The sequence below is a fragment of the Serratia quinivorans genome (genome assembly GCF_946227985.1).
Lineage (GTDB): Bacteria > Pseudomonadota > Gammaproteobacteria > Enterobacterales > Enterobacteriaceae > Serratia > Serratia quinivorans_A.
This window is the reverse complement of record NZ_CAMKGL010000001.1, coordinates 1,125,682-1,142,751: the sequence shown is the minus strand read 5'-3', so window position 1 is coordinate 1,142,751 and position 17,070 is coordinate 1,125,682. Positions and strand designations below refer to the sequence as shown.

14 protein-coding genes are annotated in these 17,070 nt (G+C 56.0%); 8 read left to right on the top strand and 6 right to left on the bottom strand.

The features are described 5' to 3' along the window. Positions 1–6: 6 nt before the first annotated feature. Positions 7–702 carry a TetR/AcrR family transcriptional regulator gene (locus tag OCH02_RS05340; protein WP_261430242.1) on the top strand — a complete coding sequence of 232 codons (696 nt, stop codon included), beginning with the start codon at positions 7–9 and terminating at the stop codon, positions 700–702. A gap of 37 nt (positions 703–739) precedes the next feature. Here OCH02_RS05340 and OCH02_RS05335 read toward each other — a convergent pair whose 3' ends face one another. Next, positions 740–1,867: an agmatine/peptidylarginine deiminase gene (locus OCH02_RS05335; protein WP_261430240.1), complete on the bottom strand. Its 1,128-nt coding sequence runs from the start codon at positions 1,865–1,867 to the stop codon at positions 740–742. A 148-nt stretch (positions 1,868–2,015) separates the two neighbouring features. Here OCH02_RS05335 and OCH02_RS05330 point away from each other — a divergent pair, with 148 nt between their 5' ends. Together OCH02_RS05330 and ggt are read left to right on the top strand one after the other, a co-directional pair. Then, positions 2,016–2,879 carry a LysR substrate-binding domain-containing protein gene (locus OCH02_RS05330; RefSeq protein ID WP_261430239.1) on the top strand — a complete coding sequence of 288 codons (864 nt, stop codon included), beginning with the start codon at positions 2,016–2,018 and terminating at the stop codon, positions 2,877–2,879. A 152-nt stretch (positions 2,880–3,031) separates the two neighbouring features. Further along, complete coding sequence (ggt, locus tag OCH02_RS05325) at positions 3,032–4,705, top strand: gamma-glutamyltransferase (RefSeq protein ID WP_261430237.1); 1,674 nt, start codon at positions 3,032–3,034, stop codon at positions 4,703–4,705. A 47-nt stretch (positions 4,706–4,752) separates the two neighbouring features. Here the strand turns inward: ggt and OCH02_RS05320 are convergent, their stop codons facing one another. Next, a complete protein-coding gene (locus OCH02_RS05320; RefSeq protein WP_261430236.1) occupies positions 4,753–6,696 on the bottom strand; it encodes a DUF3857 domain-containing protein in 1,944 nt (647 codons plus the stop codon). A gap of 193 nt (positions 6,697–6,889) precedes the next feature. On the opposite strand from OCH02_RS05320, the gene OCH02_RS05315 reads away from it, so the two are divergent. Further along, positions 6,890–7,447: a GNAT family N-acetyltransferase gene (locus OCH02_RS05315; protein ID WP_261430235.1), complete on the top strand. Its 558-nt coding sequence runs from the start codon at positions 6,890–6,892 to the stop codon at positions 7,445–7,447. 10 nt (positions 7,448–7,457) lie between these two features. On the opposite strand, the gene OCH02_RS05310 is transcribed toward OCH02_RS05315, so the two are convergent. After that, positions 7,458–8,027 (bottom strand): helix-turn-helix domain-containing protein, encoded by a 570-nt coding sequence (locus OCH02_RS05310; protein ID WP_261430234.1) that lies wholly within the window; start codon positions 8,025–8,027, stop codon positions 7,458–7,460. Positions 8,028–8,156: 129 nt separating this feature from the next. Between OCH02_RS05310 and OCH02_RS05305 the strand changes: the two genes are divergently transcribed. Then, positions 8,157–9,071 carry a DMT family transporter gene (locus OCH02_RS05305; RefSeq protein WP_261430233.1) on the top strand — a complete coding sequence of 305 codons (915 nt, stop codon included), beginning with the start codon at positions 8,157–8,159 and terminating at the stop codon, positions 9,069–9,071. A 257-nt stretch (positions 9,072–9,328) separates the two neighbouring features. Here the strand turns inward: OCH02_RS05305 and OCH02_RS05300 are convergent, their stop codons facing one another. Genes OCH02_RS05300 through OCH02_RS05290 form a run of 3 tightly spaced genes read right to left on the bottom strand, consistent with a single transcriptional unit; the run spans position 9,329 to position 13,379 of the window. Beyond that, a complete protein-coding gene (locus OCH02_RS05300; protein WP_261430232.1) occupies positions 9,329–10,627 on the bottom strand; it encodes a c-type cytochrome in 1,299 nt (432 codons plus the stop codon). Then, entirely contained in the window at positions 10,624–12,909 is a 2,286-nt protein-coding gene (locus OCH02_RS05295; RefSeq protein ID WP_261430229.1) for a xanthine dehydrogenase family protein molybdopterin-binding subunit, read from the bottom strand. Before OCH02_RS05295 ends, OCH02_RS05300 begins: the two co-directional genes overlap by 4 nt. Continuing rightward, positions 12,906–13,379: a (2Fe-2S)-binding protein gene (locus OCH02_RS05290; protein ID WP_261430228.1), complete on the bottom strand. Its 474-nt coding sequence runs from the start codon at positions 13,377–13,379 to the stop codon at positions 12,906–12,908. The genes OCH02_RS05295 and OCH02_RS05290 overlap by 4 nt, the downstream gene beginning before the upstream one ends. A 417-nt stretch (positions 13,380–13,796) precedes the next feature. Here OCH02_RS05290 and OCH02_RS05285 point away from each other — a divergent pair, with 417 nt between their 5' ends. From OCH02_RS05285 to OCH02_RS05275, 3 genes are all read left to right on the top strand, one after another. Then, positions 13,797–14,747, top strand: a complete 951-nt coding sequence (locus OCH02_RS05285) for a 2-hydroxyacid dehydrogenase (RefSeq protein WP_261430226.1) — start codon at positions 13,797–13,799, stop codon at positions 14,745–14,747. A gap of 94 nt (positions 14,748–14,841) precedes the next feature. Beyond that, a complete protein-coding gene (locus tag OCH02_RS05280; RefSeq protein WP_261430224.1) occupies positions 14,842–16,149 on the top strand; it encodes an MFS transporter in 1,308 nt (435 codons plus the stop codon). Positions 16,150–16,239: 90 nt separating this feature from the next. Continuing rightward, positions 16,240–16,974, top strand: coding sequence for a MurR/RpiR family transcriptional regulator (locus tag OCH02_RS05275; protein WP_261430222.1), 735 nt, complete (start codon positions 16,240–16,242; stop codon positions 16,972–16,974). Positions 16,975–17,070 lie beyond the last annotated feature (96 nt).

Below are 17,070 nucleotides of genomic sequence, written 5' to 3'. Positions count from 1 at the left end.
TAATATATGAGTTATTCTTTTCTCCGGTCAATGGATCTCACCGCGATGACAGCACAAAACGTTCAAAAACCTCGCCGCCCCGGTCGCCCCAGCGGCAGCGCCAATGGCGCAGAAAAACGCGAGCACCTGCTCAACACGGCGCTAAATATGTTTGCCCGTCAAGGCATTGCCGATACTTCGTTGAACGCCATCGCCCGTGAGGCCGGTGTCACTCCAGCCATGCTGCACTACTACTTTCACAACCGTGAACAGTTACTGGATGTGTTGATCGACGAACGTTTCCTGCCGGTGAGGCTCGCTGCCAGCAGCGTTTTTGACGCCAATGCGGACGATCCTGTGGCTGCCATTACCCAACTGGCGCAGCGGTTTATCGATATTTCCAGCGAACATCCGTGGTTCCCTCCGCTGTGGCTGCGTGAGGTAATGAGTGATAACGGCGTATTGAAGCAGCGCATGAACGCGCGTTTTGGTGATACCCAGCGTAAATCTGCACTGCAATCGATCATCCGTTGGCAGGCCGAAGGGAAACTGCATGCCGGGCTGGAACCCTCGTTATTGTTTATCACCCTGTTTGGCATGACGTTGCTGCCGTTGGCCACCGCGCCCAAATGGCAGCGTGATGACAGCAACCCATTGAGCGCCGATGTCATCGCCCGCCATGCCATTACGCTGCTGACCCACGGCCTGGGGCCGCAAGTGTGATCGCAGAGCCAGAGCCGGCCCGGCACGGTTACCCGACTTAAACCGCCGGCAGTTGATTGGTCACGCAGTGAATACCGCCGCCGCCCGCGGCAATGGCGTCAATATTCAACTGCACCACTTCACGATCGGGATAAAGCTCGGTTAATAATCGCAACGCTTCGCCATCTGCTTCCGGATCGCCAAATTCGGGGGCGATGACCGCACCGTTGATCACAAAGTAATTGATGTATCCCGCAGCAAAATCCGGGTTCCCTTTGCTGAAACGGCTACGGCGCGGATCCATCGGCGGCGACATGGTGTGCACCTGCAACTTGCGGCCATCGGCATCGGTCGCCTGTTTGAGAATGGCCAAATGCGCCTGGGTCACTTTATGGTCGTAAGAGTCGGGATCGGTGTCCAGATTGGCCACCACCACTCCCGGGCGGGCAAAACGGGCGTAGAAATCGACGTGGGTGTCGGTAATATCCTTACCTTTAATTCCCGGCAGCCAGATAATTTTGCGCAGGCCGAGCATCTCCTTCAACTCTTGCTCCACCCGATCACGACTCCAGCCTGGGTTACGGTTCTTGTTGACCCAACTGCTCTCGGTCATGATACCGGTGCCGTGGCCATCCACTTCGATGCCGCCACCTTCCCCCACCAGGCCGCTGCGCCCTATATTGGCGACGCCGTAATGACTGGCTTCAAACGCCGCCAGACGCGCATCATAGGTGTGCTGCTGTTTGTTGCCCCAGCCGTTAAAGTTAAAGTCCACCGCCCCCAGTTTGCCCGCCTGATTGACGACAAAATTGGCGCCAATGTCACGCATCCAAATATCATCAAGCTCGGTGACAATGAAGGTCACATTGTGGCTGCCGCATTTCTCTTCCGCCAGCCGACGTTCACTCTCACGGCAAAATACCGTTAGCGGTTGATATTGCGCGATCGCCCGTGCAATGCGCCCCAAAGCATCCTGCACCCCCGCAGTGTAATCAGCCCAAATGGCCCGCTGCGCCCCGAAGGCGATAAAAGCGCGTTGCTGCTCTTCGCCTTCATCAGGCATGCGCCAACTTTCCCCCCGCACGGCTGGTACGGCATGGGCAGGTAACGTCAGCCCCATGGATGCCGTCAGGCTCATGCCGGCAATCAGGGATGCCTGCTTAATAAATTCACGACGCGTTGACATGGTTTGCTCCTGTATTGCCGTCGTTGAAATAAGATATTCTGTTCAGTGAAAGACGGCGTGATTTCGATGTAATACATGTTAAGGCTTCCATCACTGCCATAACAAAGGATACATTTAGCAGACACCTGATTAGATAGGCTTATCAATAATGCTTAAACACTGGCCCCCGATGAACGCGTTACGCGGTTTTGAAGCCGCTGCCCGCCTGGGCAGTTTCCACCAGGCCGCCGATGAGCTGCACCTCACCCAGTCGGCGATCAGTCAGCAAATACGCAGCCTGGAAGCCTATCTGGAACAACCGTTGTTTTTCCGCAGTGGCCGCAGCGTCAGCCTGACCGACGCCGGGCACGATCTCTACAGCACCGCCCAGGTGATGCTGCAACAACTGGCGGTCGGCATCCGCCGTCTGGATCAATACCGCAAACCCAACCAACTGATCGTCAATACCACTCCGGCGTTTGCCCGCCACTGGCTGGTGCCGAACCTGAAAAGCTTTCATCGGCAGCACCCGGATATCGACCTTTGGCTGTTCACCACCTTCGACCCACCGGATATGGCGACGGAAACCGTCGATCTGGCGATCCGTGACGATCTCAGCGCACAAGCCGAATGCAACCTCCGGGCATTACATCAGGACAGACTCTATCCGGCTTGCCATCCTGACCTGCTGAAACTGGAGCTTGAACAACGTACCACCCTGCACGGGGAACGAGAGATGGACTGGAGCCATTGGACCGTTCAGGGCGGCGTCAATGTGGGGCAAAGCAGCCATGGGCTGAATTTCTCAGATCCTGGCCTGTTACTGGATGCCGCCTGCGATGGCCTGGGTATCGCGCTGGTCAGCCAATTGCTGGCACGGCAGGCACAGGCAAAAGGCGTGTTGCACCCCCTGACGGAACAAAGCGTACGCGGCCCAAACTGGGCCTGGCTTGTCCACCGCGACAGCGAACATAGCCCGCATACCCGGCAGTTTTGTGAGTGGTTGCTAACACAATTACCGTCCACCGTTTAATGTTCCAGTTCACGGATCCATGCAGCGGATAAAGCATGGCGGATTGAGCGATGCTACCTTCAATCAGGCGCCCGAAAACCTGCACAGAATGGCGCTAAGTAATTGTTGAGATTGAAGTCACCTGCCATCATTCAATTCGAAAAGGAACCGCTATGCATTCTGGCTTATTGAAAACCTTAGCACTCAGCGTAGCACTCGCCACGCTTAGCCCCTCGGTGTTGGCCGCAAATCTGAATGCCGCCGCCGTAGCGGCACCGGATCAATACGGTGCCAAAGTGGCCGCACAAATTTTGCAGGCCGGGGGTAACGCGGTCGATGCGGCAGTCGCCACCGCGTTTACCCTGGCTGTGACCTATCCGGAAGCCGGTAACATTGGCGGCGGCGGCTTTATGACGCTGTACGTCGACGGCAAACCCTATTTCCTCGACTACCGTGAAATCGCCCCCAAAGCCGCCACCAAAACCATGTACCTGAACGAAAAAGGCGAAGTGATTGAAAACCTCAGTTTGGTAGGAACCAAGGCCGCCGGTGTGCCCGGCACGGTACTGGGGCTGTGGGAGGCGCATAAACGCTTTGGTAAATTGCCTTGGGCAGAGTTGTTGACCCCGGCCATCGGTTACGCGCAGCAGGGTTTTAAGGTCGCCGATCAGCAATATCAGTACCGTGAAGACGCCAACAAGCTGTTCGCCGGAAAAACCAACTTTGGCGATTATTTTGGCAGTATGAAACCCGGTGCGGTGTTTAAACAACCGGAGCTGGCCAAAACGCTGGAGCGTATCGCCAATAAGGGCGCTGAAGACTTCTATCAGGGGGAAACGGCCAAATTGCTGGTGGCCCAGATGCAGCACGATGGCGGCCTGATTACCCAGGCAGATCTGACTGACTACCGGGTGAAATGGCGTGACCCAATGCAAATTTCCTGGCGCGGCAACACCCTTTACACCGCCCCGCTGCCCAGCTCTGGCGGCATTGCGCTGGCGCAGTTACTGGGGATCAAAGAAGACCGCGCCGCCGATTTCAAAGGCGTAGAGCTTAACTCCGCACGTTATATCCACTTGCTGTCCGAAATTGAGAAACGCGTGTTTGCCGATCGCGCCGATTACCTTGGCGACCCGGACTTCGCCAAGGTGCCGGTAGCTCAACTGGTCGCGCCGGACTATCTGCAAAAACGTGCAGCGGAGATCAACCCCACCGCCATTTCGCCAACCGAAAAAGTGCGTCCTGGCTTAGAACCACACCAGACGACCCATTTCTCGATTGTTGACGCCCAGGGCAATGCGGTCAGCAACACCTATACCTTGAACTGGGACTTTGGCAGTGGCGTGGTGGTGAAAGGTGCCGGCTTCCTGCTGAATGACGAGATGGATGACTTCAGCGCCAAACCGGGTGTAGCCAACGCTTTTGGCGTGGTCGGCAGCGATGCCAATGCCATTGAACCGGGTAAACGCATGCTTTCATCCATGAGCCCGACCATTATCACCCGTGACGGTAACGTCAGTCTGGTGATTGGTACCCCCGGCGGCTCGCGTATTTTCACCTCGATTTTCCAGGTGATAAACAACATCTATGATTACCAACTGCCATTGGACAAAGCCGTGGCCGCCCAGCGCGTTCATCACCAACTGCTACCCAAGGACACCATCTTCTTCGACAGCTTTGCCCCACTGACCGGCAAAGTAGCGGAACAACTGAAAGCCATGGGCTATAAGCTGGAAGATCAGGGCTGGTATATGGGGGATATTCAGGCGATCCGCGTCAAAGGCGATACGCCAGAGACGGCCTCTGATCCTCGTGGCCGCGGCGTGGGGTTGGTGGTGAAAAAGTAACGATAAAAACCGGGCGGCTTCACAGTAAGCCCGCCCGGTTGGCTTTATTACCTCGCAGCAGTAGCCGCGTTAACGGCCCCTTGAGTCAATTCACCATAGACCACCTGCCCACGGAAACCGCGACGTACCTGCTGGAACAGCTCACGGAATGCCGGGTAATCCTGCGGCTGACAAAGTGCATCCTTGCCGCGAATGGCATTCATCTGCAGCCAATGGTTAACCACCACCTGCCGCCCCTCCAACTGCCATGTCACCCGGTATTCACCGGCGGCATTATTGAACTGCTGGTTCTTTGGAACCGCAATAATCGGCACGCCGGCGGGCAAATTCAGACGATAGGTCTCATCATAGCGTTGTGCGTTGCAATAGAACGGCGTTTCGTTGGTCGGTGCCGACGTCGTCGAGTAAAGCGTACGGAAAGATTTTCCACCGGGCGGTGTTGGCACCGTCATTCCTCCTACTACGCCAAAATCGACATAGTCCTCGGCCTTGAAACGATAGCTGTAACCAAACTGCTTTTTGAGATCGAAAGGATCGCCGTGCAACGCAATTTCCCCGCGGCCATCAATACCGGAGGACGCCATGATGGTTTCTTCCACCCGCGCCTGGTTTTGCTGATTGAGTTGGGAAAAATAGCCTCTCAGATCAATCTCATCCACCTCGCCCAGCTTACGCTCCGTCTGCCCACGCATATTGCCCGCTTTATCGAAGACAAAATCCACGCTGAGTGATGTGTTATTGCGCAGTTCGTCATTGTCTGGGGTGCGCGCTAATTTCGCTTCGCGCGTGAGCAATACCGGCGCCCCGAGATCGGCTTCTGGCAGTTGACCAAAACGCGCCCAGGGATTGGTGGAATCCAGATACAGATTGAATTCCGGCACGTAGGTAATCGCGTGGTTGAAGCGCCCCAACAGCGGCACCGTTGGCAGAGTTGGCCCTTCATCCATACCGATCAGTACCGGCGAACTGACGATGCCCTTGGCGGCCAACAATGCCTCCAGCAGCACCACGTGATCCTTGCAGTCGCCGTAATGGTTATCAAGGATGCTCTGTGCCGGATTTGGCTCCAGCCCGCCGTTGCCCAAATACACGGCAACGTAGCGAATATTCTGCGCCACCCAGCGGTAGATCGCCGCCGTCTGCTCGCGACGATCGCTGATATCGCGGGTGATCTTATCCGCCAGGCTTTGCACTGCCGGGGTGACTTTCGCCGCCTGGCTGGCTTTCAACTGATAGGCTTTGGCCAACTGCGGCCATTCACGGTAGGTGCTGGCCATGATGGTTGGACTGAACGTCCAGCTGTTCGCCGACCAGTTCTGGGCCTTCAGCGGATCGCTGCGCTGATAACGCCAGCGCCAGTGTGCCTGGCCATCGCGCACCTGCGGCGCATTGCCACCTTCCACGCCGCGGGTAAACACATGCATCGGCAAATCTGCCGGCGCATGCAGGTTAACTTCCGCGTCATCAAATTGATCGAATACGCTGAAGGTTTCCCACAGGCCGAAGTAGTCTGGGAAATACGGCGTTTTTTGGGTGCGACGCAGTTCATACACCACGCGCGAACCCGGTGCCAGATTGGAGAAAACGATAACCCGCACCTTGCGATCGGCATACAAGGGTGCCGAGGCGCTGGAATAACTTTCCTGGGTATAGATGCGATCGGGTGCCACATCATGGCGCAGACCATCGGCGGTCAGCGTATAGGCGGAAAGCACCTCCAGCGTTTCCATTTTCTCGCTGTAACTCAGGCGGATTTGGCTGAATTTTTCGACTGCGGCTTTGGTTTTGAGCAGGACTTCGTAGCTCTCGGTTTTCACATTGCTGGCATTGGCTCGCACTTGATAATCGGCGCGGTAACGCACAAAGCTAAAATCATTACGGGCAGCGTTTTCCTGTGCGGTCGCCGTCGTGGCCTCTGCGGCCAGCAGCGTTACCGGTTGCGCCGCCGTCAGACCGGCAAGCAAAAGTATCGAGGGAACAACAATTTTCATCTTCAATCCTTGAAGGTTTTTAAACCATGACGGTGGTCTTAATCAGGCGTGGGTCACCGTCGCAACTACGGGCACATTAGTATAAATGAGAAGCGTTTTCAATAAAATACCGATTCCCGGACAGGATCCGAGGTATCATTCGGGGCAGCAAGTTTCAAAGTACAAAGGCCACGTTTTAAAAGGAAGGCTATTTATGGAAAATATCATTATCGAAAAAGCGAAAAAAACCGATGCTGCAGAAATTGTAAGGCTCACCTCCCTGGCAGATAAAGATGCCGTATTGGCGCTTTCCGGTAAGGATGATATTAACGATGCCCTCCATCAGTATGAAATAAATTTCAGTCGTGATGATATCTACTTCAGTTACAGAAACATCTTTGTCGCCAGAAACCACAGCGGGATCCTGGGGTGTATTCTCTACTTTCGCGGTGAAGATGAATCCGGCTTTCAGTCCATCACCGAACATCTGCCCGATATGGAAAATGAGTCTGAACCGGATGAAATCTATATTGATTCACTGGCGGTTTTACCGGAATGCCGGGGTAAGGGTATAGCAAAACGTTTGGTTAATCAGGTGACGCTTGAGGCCAGAAAACAGGGTTTCCACAAGGTCGGCTTGCTGGCCGACAAGAGTAAACCCTATCTGGGCAGAATGTATCAAGCGCTGGGGTTCAACGTGACGGCGGAGGTCAATCTGCTCAACGACCATTATGAAAAAATGACCTTTTACACCGCCCCCCTGCTTGAGTGACCCAACGGGACTAGCCTTGCTCTATCAGCATCACCGCCGTGGTATCCGCGGCCAGGGCTTCGAAAATGTGCTCCCGATCGGCGGAGTAGCTGATGTAATCCCCCGGACTCAATGCCACCGCCTGGTCCTTCGGCCCGACTAGCGCCCTGCCGCTACTGATAATCACGTGCTCAATGGTGCCCGGCATATGCGGGCGCGAAATACGTGCCTCGCCCGGTTGAACGCTCAGGCGGTAAATATCGCGCTGCGCGCCCGGCGGACAGGTTGCCAACAAGGTCGCGGCGTAATTGGCCTGTTCGGAAACGGTGGTCACCCCTTCATTGGCGCGGATCACCTGCACGTGCTGACGCGGCTGGGAGATTAACCGGCTGACCGGCACATCCAGCGCCATCGCCAACGCCCACAGCGTTTCCAGACTGGGGTTACCGTTGCCGGTTTCCAGCTGCGAAAGCGTCGATTTTGCTATACCCGCCCGCCGGGCCAACTCGGTAACCGACAGCCCCAGCCGCTCGCGTTCGCGGCGAATAGCGCTAGAAAGCAGGCCAATAGGAGTGAGATTACTGTCGGTATTAGCGCTCATTGTTCACCATATCATCCATTTGTTCGACTTGACGAACACTTGCGACCTGTTCATCATAATGTTCAGTTGTTCATTTTAATGGTAGCTGCCGATATCGGCAAGCACTGAGCGCAAACGGGGTGAAGGGGAATGAAAGTGAAAACCAGCGGCGTATGGCAGATGACGCTCGCCATGATAATTTCCGGCACCGTAGGCTGGCCGGTGGTGATGCTGGGGCAACCGGCAACCACGGTGGTCTTCTGGCGCTGTGCCTTTGGCGCGCTGGCGATGCTGGTTGCCTGCGCCCTGCTCGGCCTGCTGAAAAGGGGCCGGTTAACCTGGCGACAGGCCGCAATTGCGGTACTGGGTGGGATCGCGCTGGTGTTGAACTGGACGCTGCTATTTGCTGCCTATTCCTACGCCTCTATTGCCGTGGCAACGGTCACTTACCACGTGCAGCCCTTTATGTTGGTCGGACTGGGGCTGTTGTTTTTTGGTGAAAAACTGAACGCGAGTAAAATCGGCTGGCTGCTGCTGGCCTTTGGCGGCATGTTGCTGATTATTACCGGCAAACATGACGGTGACGCGCCCGGCTCCCATTACTTCACCGGGGTGATGCTGGCGCTGGGTGCGGCTTTTATGTATGCGGTCGCGGCAGCGATTGTCAAACAGTTGAAAGGGGTGCCACCGCATCTGATTGTGTTGATTCAGCTCACCGTTGGCGTGGTGCTGTTGGCCCCCTTCGCCGGGCTGGGCGTTCTGCCATCAACGGCAAATGCCTGGCTGCTGCTGGCGACCCTTGGCCTGGTGCATACCGGGTTGATGTCCTCGCTGTTGTACAGCGCGATCCAGAAAATCCCGACCAGCCTAGTGGGTGCCTTGTCGTTTATCTATCCATTGGTGGCGATTATCGTCGACTGGTCGGTGTTCGGTCACCGCCTGAGCCTGATGCAACTGTTGGGCGCTGCGGCCATCTTGCTGGCGGCGGCGGGTATGAATTTTGGTTGGCGACTGATGCGGGCGAAGAAAAAGCCCTGTCTGGCGGACGAGAGCCCAACACCTTAAAACCCGTTTTTATCACCGATACACATCAGGCAGGGTTATCCCAAAAATATCAAAAGTTCAGCAAAATAAGGCATTCGCCCCGTTTGGTAATAGCTGTTATTTATTGAGACAGACATGGCGGAGGAACAAACGATGACGCTTTATTTGTGGAATAACCGACTGAAACAGCGCGTCCGTTTCAGCTACTGGAATGAGCTGTGCGTGATTCACTAAATCGGGGGGCCTGCAATGGCCCCCGCCAATTTAGTAATCCAATCCTATCTATCTTCAGTTTCGCTGCGTACGCGGCTGACTTGCGCCTGCAGGTCAGGCCACGGCGCTTTCCCGGCGTAACTTTGCCGCAGGAAATCAAGCAAGGCCGCAATCTGTCCATCGTTCAGGTTATGGCGGAATGCCGGCATATATCCCAGATTGATATTGGCCGGGCGCTGGATACCGTCCAACACCACCCGAATCGCATTGTCTGGCGTATCGGCAAACAGGTTGGTATTGAGCGCCAGTGAAGGCCTGACACCGGCCATTTGCGCCCCCTTTTCCTGAGCATGGCAAGCCATACAGGCACCGGAGAAAATACGCGCCCCGTCGGTGGTCAAGGGTTCCGTTTTTAACTCTGCCCTACCATTCAGCCGTTGAGCCTCTGCGCCCCTGGGTTGCTGCGGGTGATAGCTGCGAAGATAGGTAGCGATGGCCTGCAGGTCCTGCTCCGGCAGGCGTGAAAGCCCCTCTTCGATTACCGGTGCCATCGGCCCTGCCGCTACGCCGTGATTCGCCGAATATCCGCTGCGCATAAAGTTGAGTAAATCCTGCCGGGCCCAATCCAGCGGTGCCACCGAACTGCCGGTAAGTGACGGTGCCGTCCAGGCCTCCGCCACGCCGCCGGTCAAGTGCGCACTGCCGCCTTTTTCGCCAAACATCAGATTGCGCGGTGAATGACAGGCACTGCAGTGACCCAGCCCCTCGGTAAAATAGGCTCCCCGGTTCCATTCGGCGCTTTGTTCAGGGTCGGTTTTCATCGCGCCCGGCGTCAGGAACAGCCAGTTCCAGGCCACTATGCCCTGGCGAATGTTAAACGGAAAACTCAGTGCGGTAACGGGTGGCTGGTAGCTCACCGCCGGTTGTGACATCAGATAGGCGTATAGCGCCTGCAGATCTTCATCGCTGGTACGGGTAAAGGCGGTATAGGGGAAAGCAGGATAGAGATAGCGCCCCTGGCGATCGACCCCGTGGCGCATTGCTCGTTCAAAAGCAGAATACGACCATTTGCCAATGCCGGTTTCGTTATCCGGGGTAATGTTGGTGGTGTAAATGGTGCCGAAGGGGATCTCCATCGCCAGTCCGCCGGTATTGCGTTTACCGCCCGGCCGGGTATGGCAAACCGAACAGTCGCCGAGATCGGCCAGCATTTTGCCACGGGCAATCTGTTGCTGACTAAAAACCTGGGTCTCGTTTGCATCACGCGGCGCAATTTCCGGCTGCCAGCTGATAGTAGCACCGGCGACCGCTACGGCGATGACGGCCAGGCTGCCCCATCCAGCGGCTTTCTTTAATTTGCTCATAATGACTTATCCCTGGTTGCTGCGTTGGCGGAAGCCTGCTGTTTTAACGCTTTCAGCACCTGCTCGGGAGTAAACGGCACTTCCCTCAGACGTACTCCCAACGCATCAAATAACGCATTGGCGATGGCGGCCGCACTCGGCACCGAAGCCGATTCTCCTGCCCCCATCGGCGGCTCATCCGGATAGTCCAGCAGTTGAACATCCACCTGCGGCAATTCATCAAAACGCAGGATCGGGTAGCCGCCCCAGTCCAGCGACGTCACCGCCGAGGCGTCAAAGGTGACAAACTCTTTCAGCACCCGGCTGGCGGACTGAAGAATATTGCCATGTACCTGATGGCGCACTCCGGCCGGATTGATGATGCGACCGCAGTCATGAGCAACGAAGATTTTATCGAGCTTGATCTGGCCGCTGTGGCGATTGACGCTAAGGTCGCACACCCAGGCCGCCCAGGCGGCGCCGAAACCGGGGAATTTGCTGTGGAAGTAACGCGCATAGGCAAAGCCACGCCCACTGACCCACGCCTGCGTATCCGGTGCCGGGTTGCGATGCGACGGGCCATCCTGCCAGTTAGCCTGTTTCTTCAGCGCATTGATCAACGCGACCGCACGCGGGTCTTTCAGATATTGCAGACGGAAAGCGATCGGATCCTGCCCGGCATGCCATGCCAGTTCATCAATCCACGACTCGTGGGCGAACACGTTGGGCAGCGCCGAAACCCCGCGCATCCAGGAAGCCCGCACGATCGGCGCAGCATCCTGGCAGATCACCTGCATATTCGGATATTCATACTGCGGAATGGCGGTTCTGTCGCCCATCTGCTGTACGTCGGCCCGATTGGCCACCTTGCCGGTCAATACCAGTGACAACGTCACTGCATTGTTGGAGGGATAACTGGTTTTCAACTCATAGGCCGCCACCTGCCGGTGCTGATCCAGCCCGCCGCGCACCCGTATCAGCTGCCCGGTGCCCTTGGGCTCCCAGCCCGACTCTTGCTCGCGCATCAACTGTACCCTGACCGGTTTGCCGGTGGCCTGTGATAACAGCGCGGCATCTGCCGACACGTCATCGGCGCAGTTGCGGCCATAGCAACCGGAGGCCTCCATGCGGTTGATGTGCACCTGCTCCGGTTGCCGGTCGAGCAAATGGGCAATGTCTTTACGCAGGTCATGAGGGTTTTGCGTGCCCGACCAGATTTCTGCATGTTCACTGGTGACATCGGCCACCGCACAGGAAGGTCCGATGGAGGCATGCTGATGATAGGGCCAAACGTAATCGGCATTAACCTCGGTATGCAGCGACCCCAACGCGGCATCGACGCCGACATCGTCACGCAGTACGCGATCGGTTTTCGGGTTAGCCACCAACGCCGCATGCAGGCCATCCGCCGAGAGATCCGGCAGCCCGGACCACGGGCGCCATACGGTTTTCAATTGGCGCATGGCGTCGATCGCCTGCTCTTCACGCTCGGCCACGATGCCGATAAAATCGTTAATCACCACCAGTTTTACGATGCCTGGCAAATGAGAGATAGAAGCTCTGTCCACCGACAGCAGCCCGCTGCCCAGGGGCGCACTGCTGTCCGCCCCGGTATAAGGCGGCCGCACCACTCTGCCGTGCAGCATGCCCGGCAGGCGCAGATCGTGCACATAGGTCAGCTGGCCGGTAACCTTGGCCGGGATATCCACCCGTGGCACCGCCATACCGACGTAACGACTCTCCGTCACGCTCTTCAGCTTGACCGTTTTATCCAGTGCCACCTGTAAGTTTTGCCCGCTGGCCAGATCGCCATAACTCAGGCTGACATGGGGTTTATCCACCGCAAACACCCGGCCATTTTCTGCACGCAGCCTGTCCACCGGCAATGCGAAAGCGCGCGCGGCCAACCCCAGCAGCAATTGCCGCACCTGCGCCGCCGCCTGACGCAGCGGTATTGAGGTCACCTGAATGGTGGCACTGGCGATGGTGGGACCCTGATCCGGCGTGCGCTGGGTATCCCCCAGAATGACCGTAACATGATCAAAAGGGACGCAGATTTCATCGGCAACAATCTGCGCCAACGCCGTGCGAATGCCGGTACCGAGATCCACATGGCCGTTAAAGGCGGTGACCCGGCCGTCGGCGGTCAGACCGATAAAGCTGTCCACGCGATCCAGCGGCAGGTTGCCCAGGGTGGCAGGCGCGGCGGCAAGGGTATTAAGTGAAACCGGCAACAGGCTGCTGACCATCACCACGCCGCCGGCCTGTAACAGATGGCGGCGGGTTATTTCCAGGCGGTTCATGCCTGCCCCCTTTCAGCCAGCAGCTGTCGGGCTTTGGCGGCGGCGCGCAAGATTTCAATGTGGGTGCCGCAGCGACACAGGTTATAGGCCAGTTCGTTTTTGATTTGTTGCTCATCGGCCTGCGGGTTGCGCTCAAACAGCGCCACCAGGGTCATGATCATACCGTTGGTGCAATACCCGCACTGCGCTGCCTGCTCATCGATAAAGCCCTGTTGAACCGGATGCAGTTGCCCCGCTTCGCTGAGGCCTTCCAGCGTGGTAATGGATTTATTGAGCGCACCGCTCAGAGGGATGGAACAAGAACGAGCAGCAACGCCCTCGATCAGCACGGTACAGGCACCGCACTCCCCCAAACCACAGCCGTATTTGGGGCCGTTTAGGCCAAGATCGTTGCGTAACACGTAGAGTAAAGGCGTTTCGGGCGAGACGTCGTCAAGGGCGACCATCCGGCCGTTTATGTTGATTTCCATGGTGAAATATATCCTTAACCAAAGGGATTGCTCCCTAATATCACTGTGATGAATAATTCACAGCCTGCTAATTATAATCATTGAAAGACATTAGCAATGTTAAGGTGATGTAGCGCAAATTGCTTTACCGAAAAGTGGGTATTTATTATTAAATTCTGATAGATGTCCGTAATCATATTCATGGGGGCCAGTGTTCGAGCTAAAAATAGCGGACAGGCTCCTCAACCATCCGAATTCGAAAGTTATACCCTTCGCTCTGGTATGTTACGGCTTGCTGTTACTACTTTTCCCCCGTCGATCACATTCCGGGTAACACCCTTTTTTAACATCATTCAGCGTGATATCTGTCGCAAAACCGCCTGCGGAAAACCGCTTTGATAGCCATAACGCATTAACGCTATTTAAACAGGTGACACCATGACGACCGCAACCCCCAATGAAGTGCTGTTAATTGCCCCAGTGATGGAAAACCTGCAGGCCCGACTGGAAGCCAACTTTGTGGTACATCGGCTGTATGAGCAGGCTGACCCGGTCGCTTTTCTGGCCGCCAAAGGTGAGACCTTCCGCGCGATCATCACCCGTGGAGATGTCGGGGTCGCCACGCCGATTCTTGAACAACTGCCCCAACTGGGCCTGATAGCGGTATTCGGCGTGGGTACCGACGCCATTGAGCTGAGCTACACCCGGCAACGCAACATCGCGGTGACCATCACCTCCGGCGCATTGACCGAAGACGTGGCGGATATGGCGCTGGGATTGCTGCTGGCGACCGCCCGCCAGCTTTGCCTCAATGACCGTTTTGTCCGTGACGGACACTGGCTGCAACAGGCACCGGGCTTGTCGGTGCAGGTCAGCGGTAAGCGACTGGGTATTTTTGGCATGGGCAATATCGGCCGCGCCATCGCCCAGCGCGCAGCCGGTTTCAACATGCGTATCCAATATGCCAGTCATCGGCAGGACACCACGCTGCCCTATGCTTATTACCCGGATTTACTGGCGCTGGCACGGGAAAGCGATTTCCTGGTGATCGCCATCTCCGGTGGCAAGGACAGCGCAGGCCTGGTGGATAAAACTCTATTTGATGCCTTGCCGACGCATGCGCTGCTGGTCAACATTGCCCGTGGCAGCATTGTCAACGAAAAGGACCTGATCGCCGCGTTGCAAAACGGTGACATTGCCGGTGCCGGGCTGGACGTCTATGCCCACGAGCCACAGGTGCCTGCCGAGCTGATCGCCATGGATAATGTCGTGCTGCAGCCGCATATCGCCAGTGCCACTCAGGAAACCCGGCAAAAAATGAGCGACATCGTATTTACCAACGTTGACGCCTTTTTCAACCAGGCGCCGTTGCCCCACGCCATTGAGTAATTAAGCCTTTTCTTTCGAATTTATTATCGCCGTACCACAGAACCTCTTTATTGAATTGAGAGGTTCTCCCTGCGCCTTATAAAGAGAGATCGCCATGGATAATAAAATACCCAACACCCGCTGGCTGCGGGTTATTGCCCCGATCCTGATCGCCTGCATTATTTCCTTTATGGACCGGGTCAATATCAGTTTTGCCCTGCCCGGCGGTATGGAAAGTGATTTGGGCATCACCAGCCAGATGGCCGGTTTGGCCAGCGGCATCTTCTTTATCGGCTATCTGTTTCTGCAGGTTCCCGGTGGGCGCATTGCGGTTAACGGCAGCGGCAAACGTTTTATCGCCTGGTCGCTGTGTGCCTGGGCGGTGGTTTCGGTGGCTACCGGTTTTGTTACTAACCACTATCAACTGCTGATCTTGCGCTTTGTGTTGGGTATTTCCGAAGGGGGTATGCTGCCGGTGGTGCTGACCATGATCAGTAACTGGTTCCCGGAAAAAGAACTGGGCCGTGCCAACGCCTTCGTCATGATGTTCGCTCCGCTGGGTGGCATGCTGACCGCCCCCATTTCTGGTGCCATCATCAACCAGCTCGACTGGCGCTGGCTGTTTATCCTCGAAGGTTTGCTGTCACTGGTGGTGTTGGCCGTCTGGTGGCTGTTGATCAGCGATCGGCCGCAGGAGGCGCGCTGGTTACCGGCCCGTGAGCGCGAGTATCTGATAACAGAACTGACACGCGAACGCCAGGCTCGCAGCAGAACCCAGCCGGTCAGCAATGCACCTTTGAGAGACGTGTTCCGTAACAAAGGGTTGATGAAGCTGGTACTGCTGAACTTTTTCTACCAGACCGGTGACTATGGTTACACCCTGTGGTTGCCGACCATTCTGAAAAACCTGACCGGTGGCAATATGGCCTCGGTCGGTTTCCTGGCCATTTTGCCGTTCGTCGCCACCCTGCTGGGGATTTACCTGATTTCGGTGCTGACCGATAAAACCGGCAAGCGACGCCTGTGGGTCATGGTTTCCCTGTTCTGCTTCGCCGCTGCCCTGTTGGCCTCGGTGGTGCTCCGCCATAACGTGGTGGCGGCCTATATCGCATTGGTGGTTTGCGGTTTCTTCCTGAAGGCGGCAACCAGCCCGTTTTGGTCAATGCCCGGGCGTATCGCTTCGGCGGAGGTGGCCGGTGGCGCGCGCGGTGTGATTAACGGCCTGGGTAACCTGGGCGGTTTCTGCGGGCCCTATCTGGTGGGGGTGATGATCTACCTGTACGGCCAAAACGTCGCAGTTTGTGCATTAGCGGTATCGCTGATCATTGCCGGTATCATCGCCTGGCGCCTGCCGAAAGAATGCGACCTGACCAGCAGTGAGCCGGCGCATGACTCGCTGTTGGATAAGGCCAAACGCGCCTGAATAACAACGAAAACCACGAGCGGGCAACGGCAAAATTTGCTATGTTAGCCCGCTCTGATTAAGGTCTGTTGTTACTCGCCGGATAGGTCTATGTTTACCCATAAAGCCATTGCCGAACTCAATACGCTGGAGTTGATGATTTATAACTACGTCATCAAAAACAAAAACGCGGTGATGTATATGACCATCCGCGAGCTGGCCGAGGCCGCCGGGGTGTCTACCACCACCGTGCTGCGTTTTTGCAAGAAAATGGGCTGCGCGGGTTATTCCGAATTCCGTATTCGCTTTAAGTTATATCTTGAGCAAAATGAAGCGCCGCCGGTAGACTTTGGCACCAGCGAAATAATCAGTTTCTTTAAGAGCATTAACAACGACGAATTTAATCAGCTGATTGACCAGGCGGTGCAACATATTGCCTCCGCCGAACGCATTATTTTTGTCGGTGTCAGCACTTCTGGCACCTTGGGTAAATATGGTGCGCGTTTCTTTTCCAACGTGGGGAAATTCAGCACCCATATTGATGACCCTTATTATCCGATCAATAGCGACATGTATAAAAGCGCGGTAGCGATTATGCTTTCCGTCTCTGGTGAGACCGAAGAGATCCTGCGCCTCGCCAGCCAGTTCAGCCTGCACCACTGCAAGATCGTCAGCATCACCAACAACGAAACCTCGTCGCTGGCGCGCATGGCGGACTTCAACCTCTCCTATCACGTTCCCCCACAGCTGATCGCCGGACAACATAATATCACCACCCAGATCCCAGTCATTTACATTATCGAAACCATCGGCAAGCGGCTGGGCCATATTAACGCTGCCAAATAAAACAGCCTGTTTTTTTAATGTGACACGTTACCCGAACGCTGTTTTGTTATATCGTGACATTCACTTCCAGCTTGCTAATATCTTCTCATTACCTTT

Bases quoted from the DNA above. Each gene is read 5' to 3' on its own strand.
- OCH02_RS05305 (WP_261430233.1), top strand. From the start codon at position 8,157: ATGAAAGTGAAAACCAGCGGCGTATGGCAGATGACGCTCGCCATGATA.
- ggt (WP_261430237.1), top strand. From the start codon at position 3,032: ATGCATTCTGGCTTATTGAAAACCTTAGCACTCAGCGTAGCACTCGCC.
- OCH02_RS05330 (WP_261430239.1), top strand. From the start codon at position 2,016: ATGCTTAAACACTGGCCCCCGATGAACGCGTTACGCGGTTTTGAAGCC.
- OCH02_RS05300 (WP_261430232.1), bottom strand. From the start codon at position 10,627: ATGAGCAAATTAAAGAAAGCCGCTGGATGGGGCAGCCTGGCCGTCATC.
- OCH02_RS05315 (WP_261430235.1), top strand. From the start codon at position 6,890: ATGGAAAATATCATTATCGAAAAAGCGAAAAAAACCGATGCTGCAGAA.
- OCH02_RS05290 (WP_261430228.1), bottom strand. From the start codon at position 13,379: ATGGAAATCAACATAAACGGCCGGATGGTCGCCCTTGACGACGTCTCG.
- OCH02_RS05295 (WP_261430229.1), bottom strand. From the start codon at position 12,909: ATGAACCGCCTGGAAATAACCCGCCGCCATCTGTTACAGGCCGGCGGC.
- OCH02_RS05275 (WP_261430222.1), top strand. From the start codon at position 16,240: ATGTTTACCCATAAAGCCATTGCCGAACTCAATACGCTGGAGTTGATG.
- OCH02_RS05280 (WP_261430224.1), top strand. From the start codon at position 14,842: ATGGATAATAAAATACCCAACACCCGCTGGCTGCGGGTTATTGCCCCG.
- OCH02_RS05320 (WP_261430236.1), bottom strand. From the start codon at position 6,696: ATGAAAATTGTTGTTCCCTCGATACTTTTGCTTGCCGGTCTGACGGCG.
- OCH02_RS05285 (WP_261430226.1), top strand. From the start codon at position 13,797: ATGACGACCGCAACCCCCAATGAAGTGCTGTTAATTGCCCCAGTGATG.
- OCH02_RS05340 (WP_261430242.1), top strand. From the start codon at position 7: ATGAGTTATTCTTTTCTCCGGTCAATGGATCTCACCGCGATGACAGCA.
- OCH02_RS05335 (WP_261430240.1), bottom strand. From the start codon at position 1,867: ATGTCAACGCGTCGTGAATTTATTAAGCAGGCATCCCTGATTGCCGGC.
- OCH02_RS05310 (WP_261430234.1), bottom strand. From the start codon at position 8,027: ATGAGCGCTAATACCGACAGTAATCTCACTCCTATTGGCCTGCTTTCT.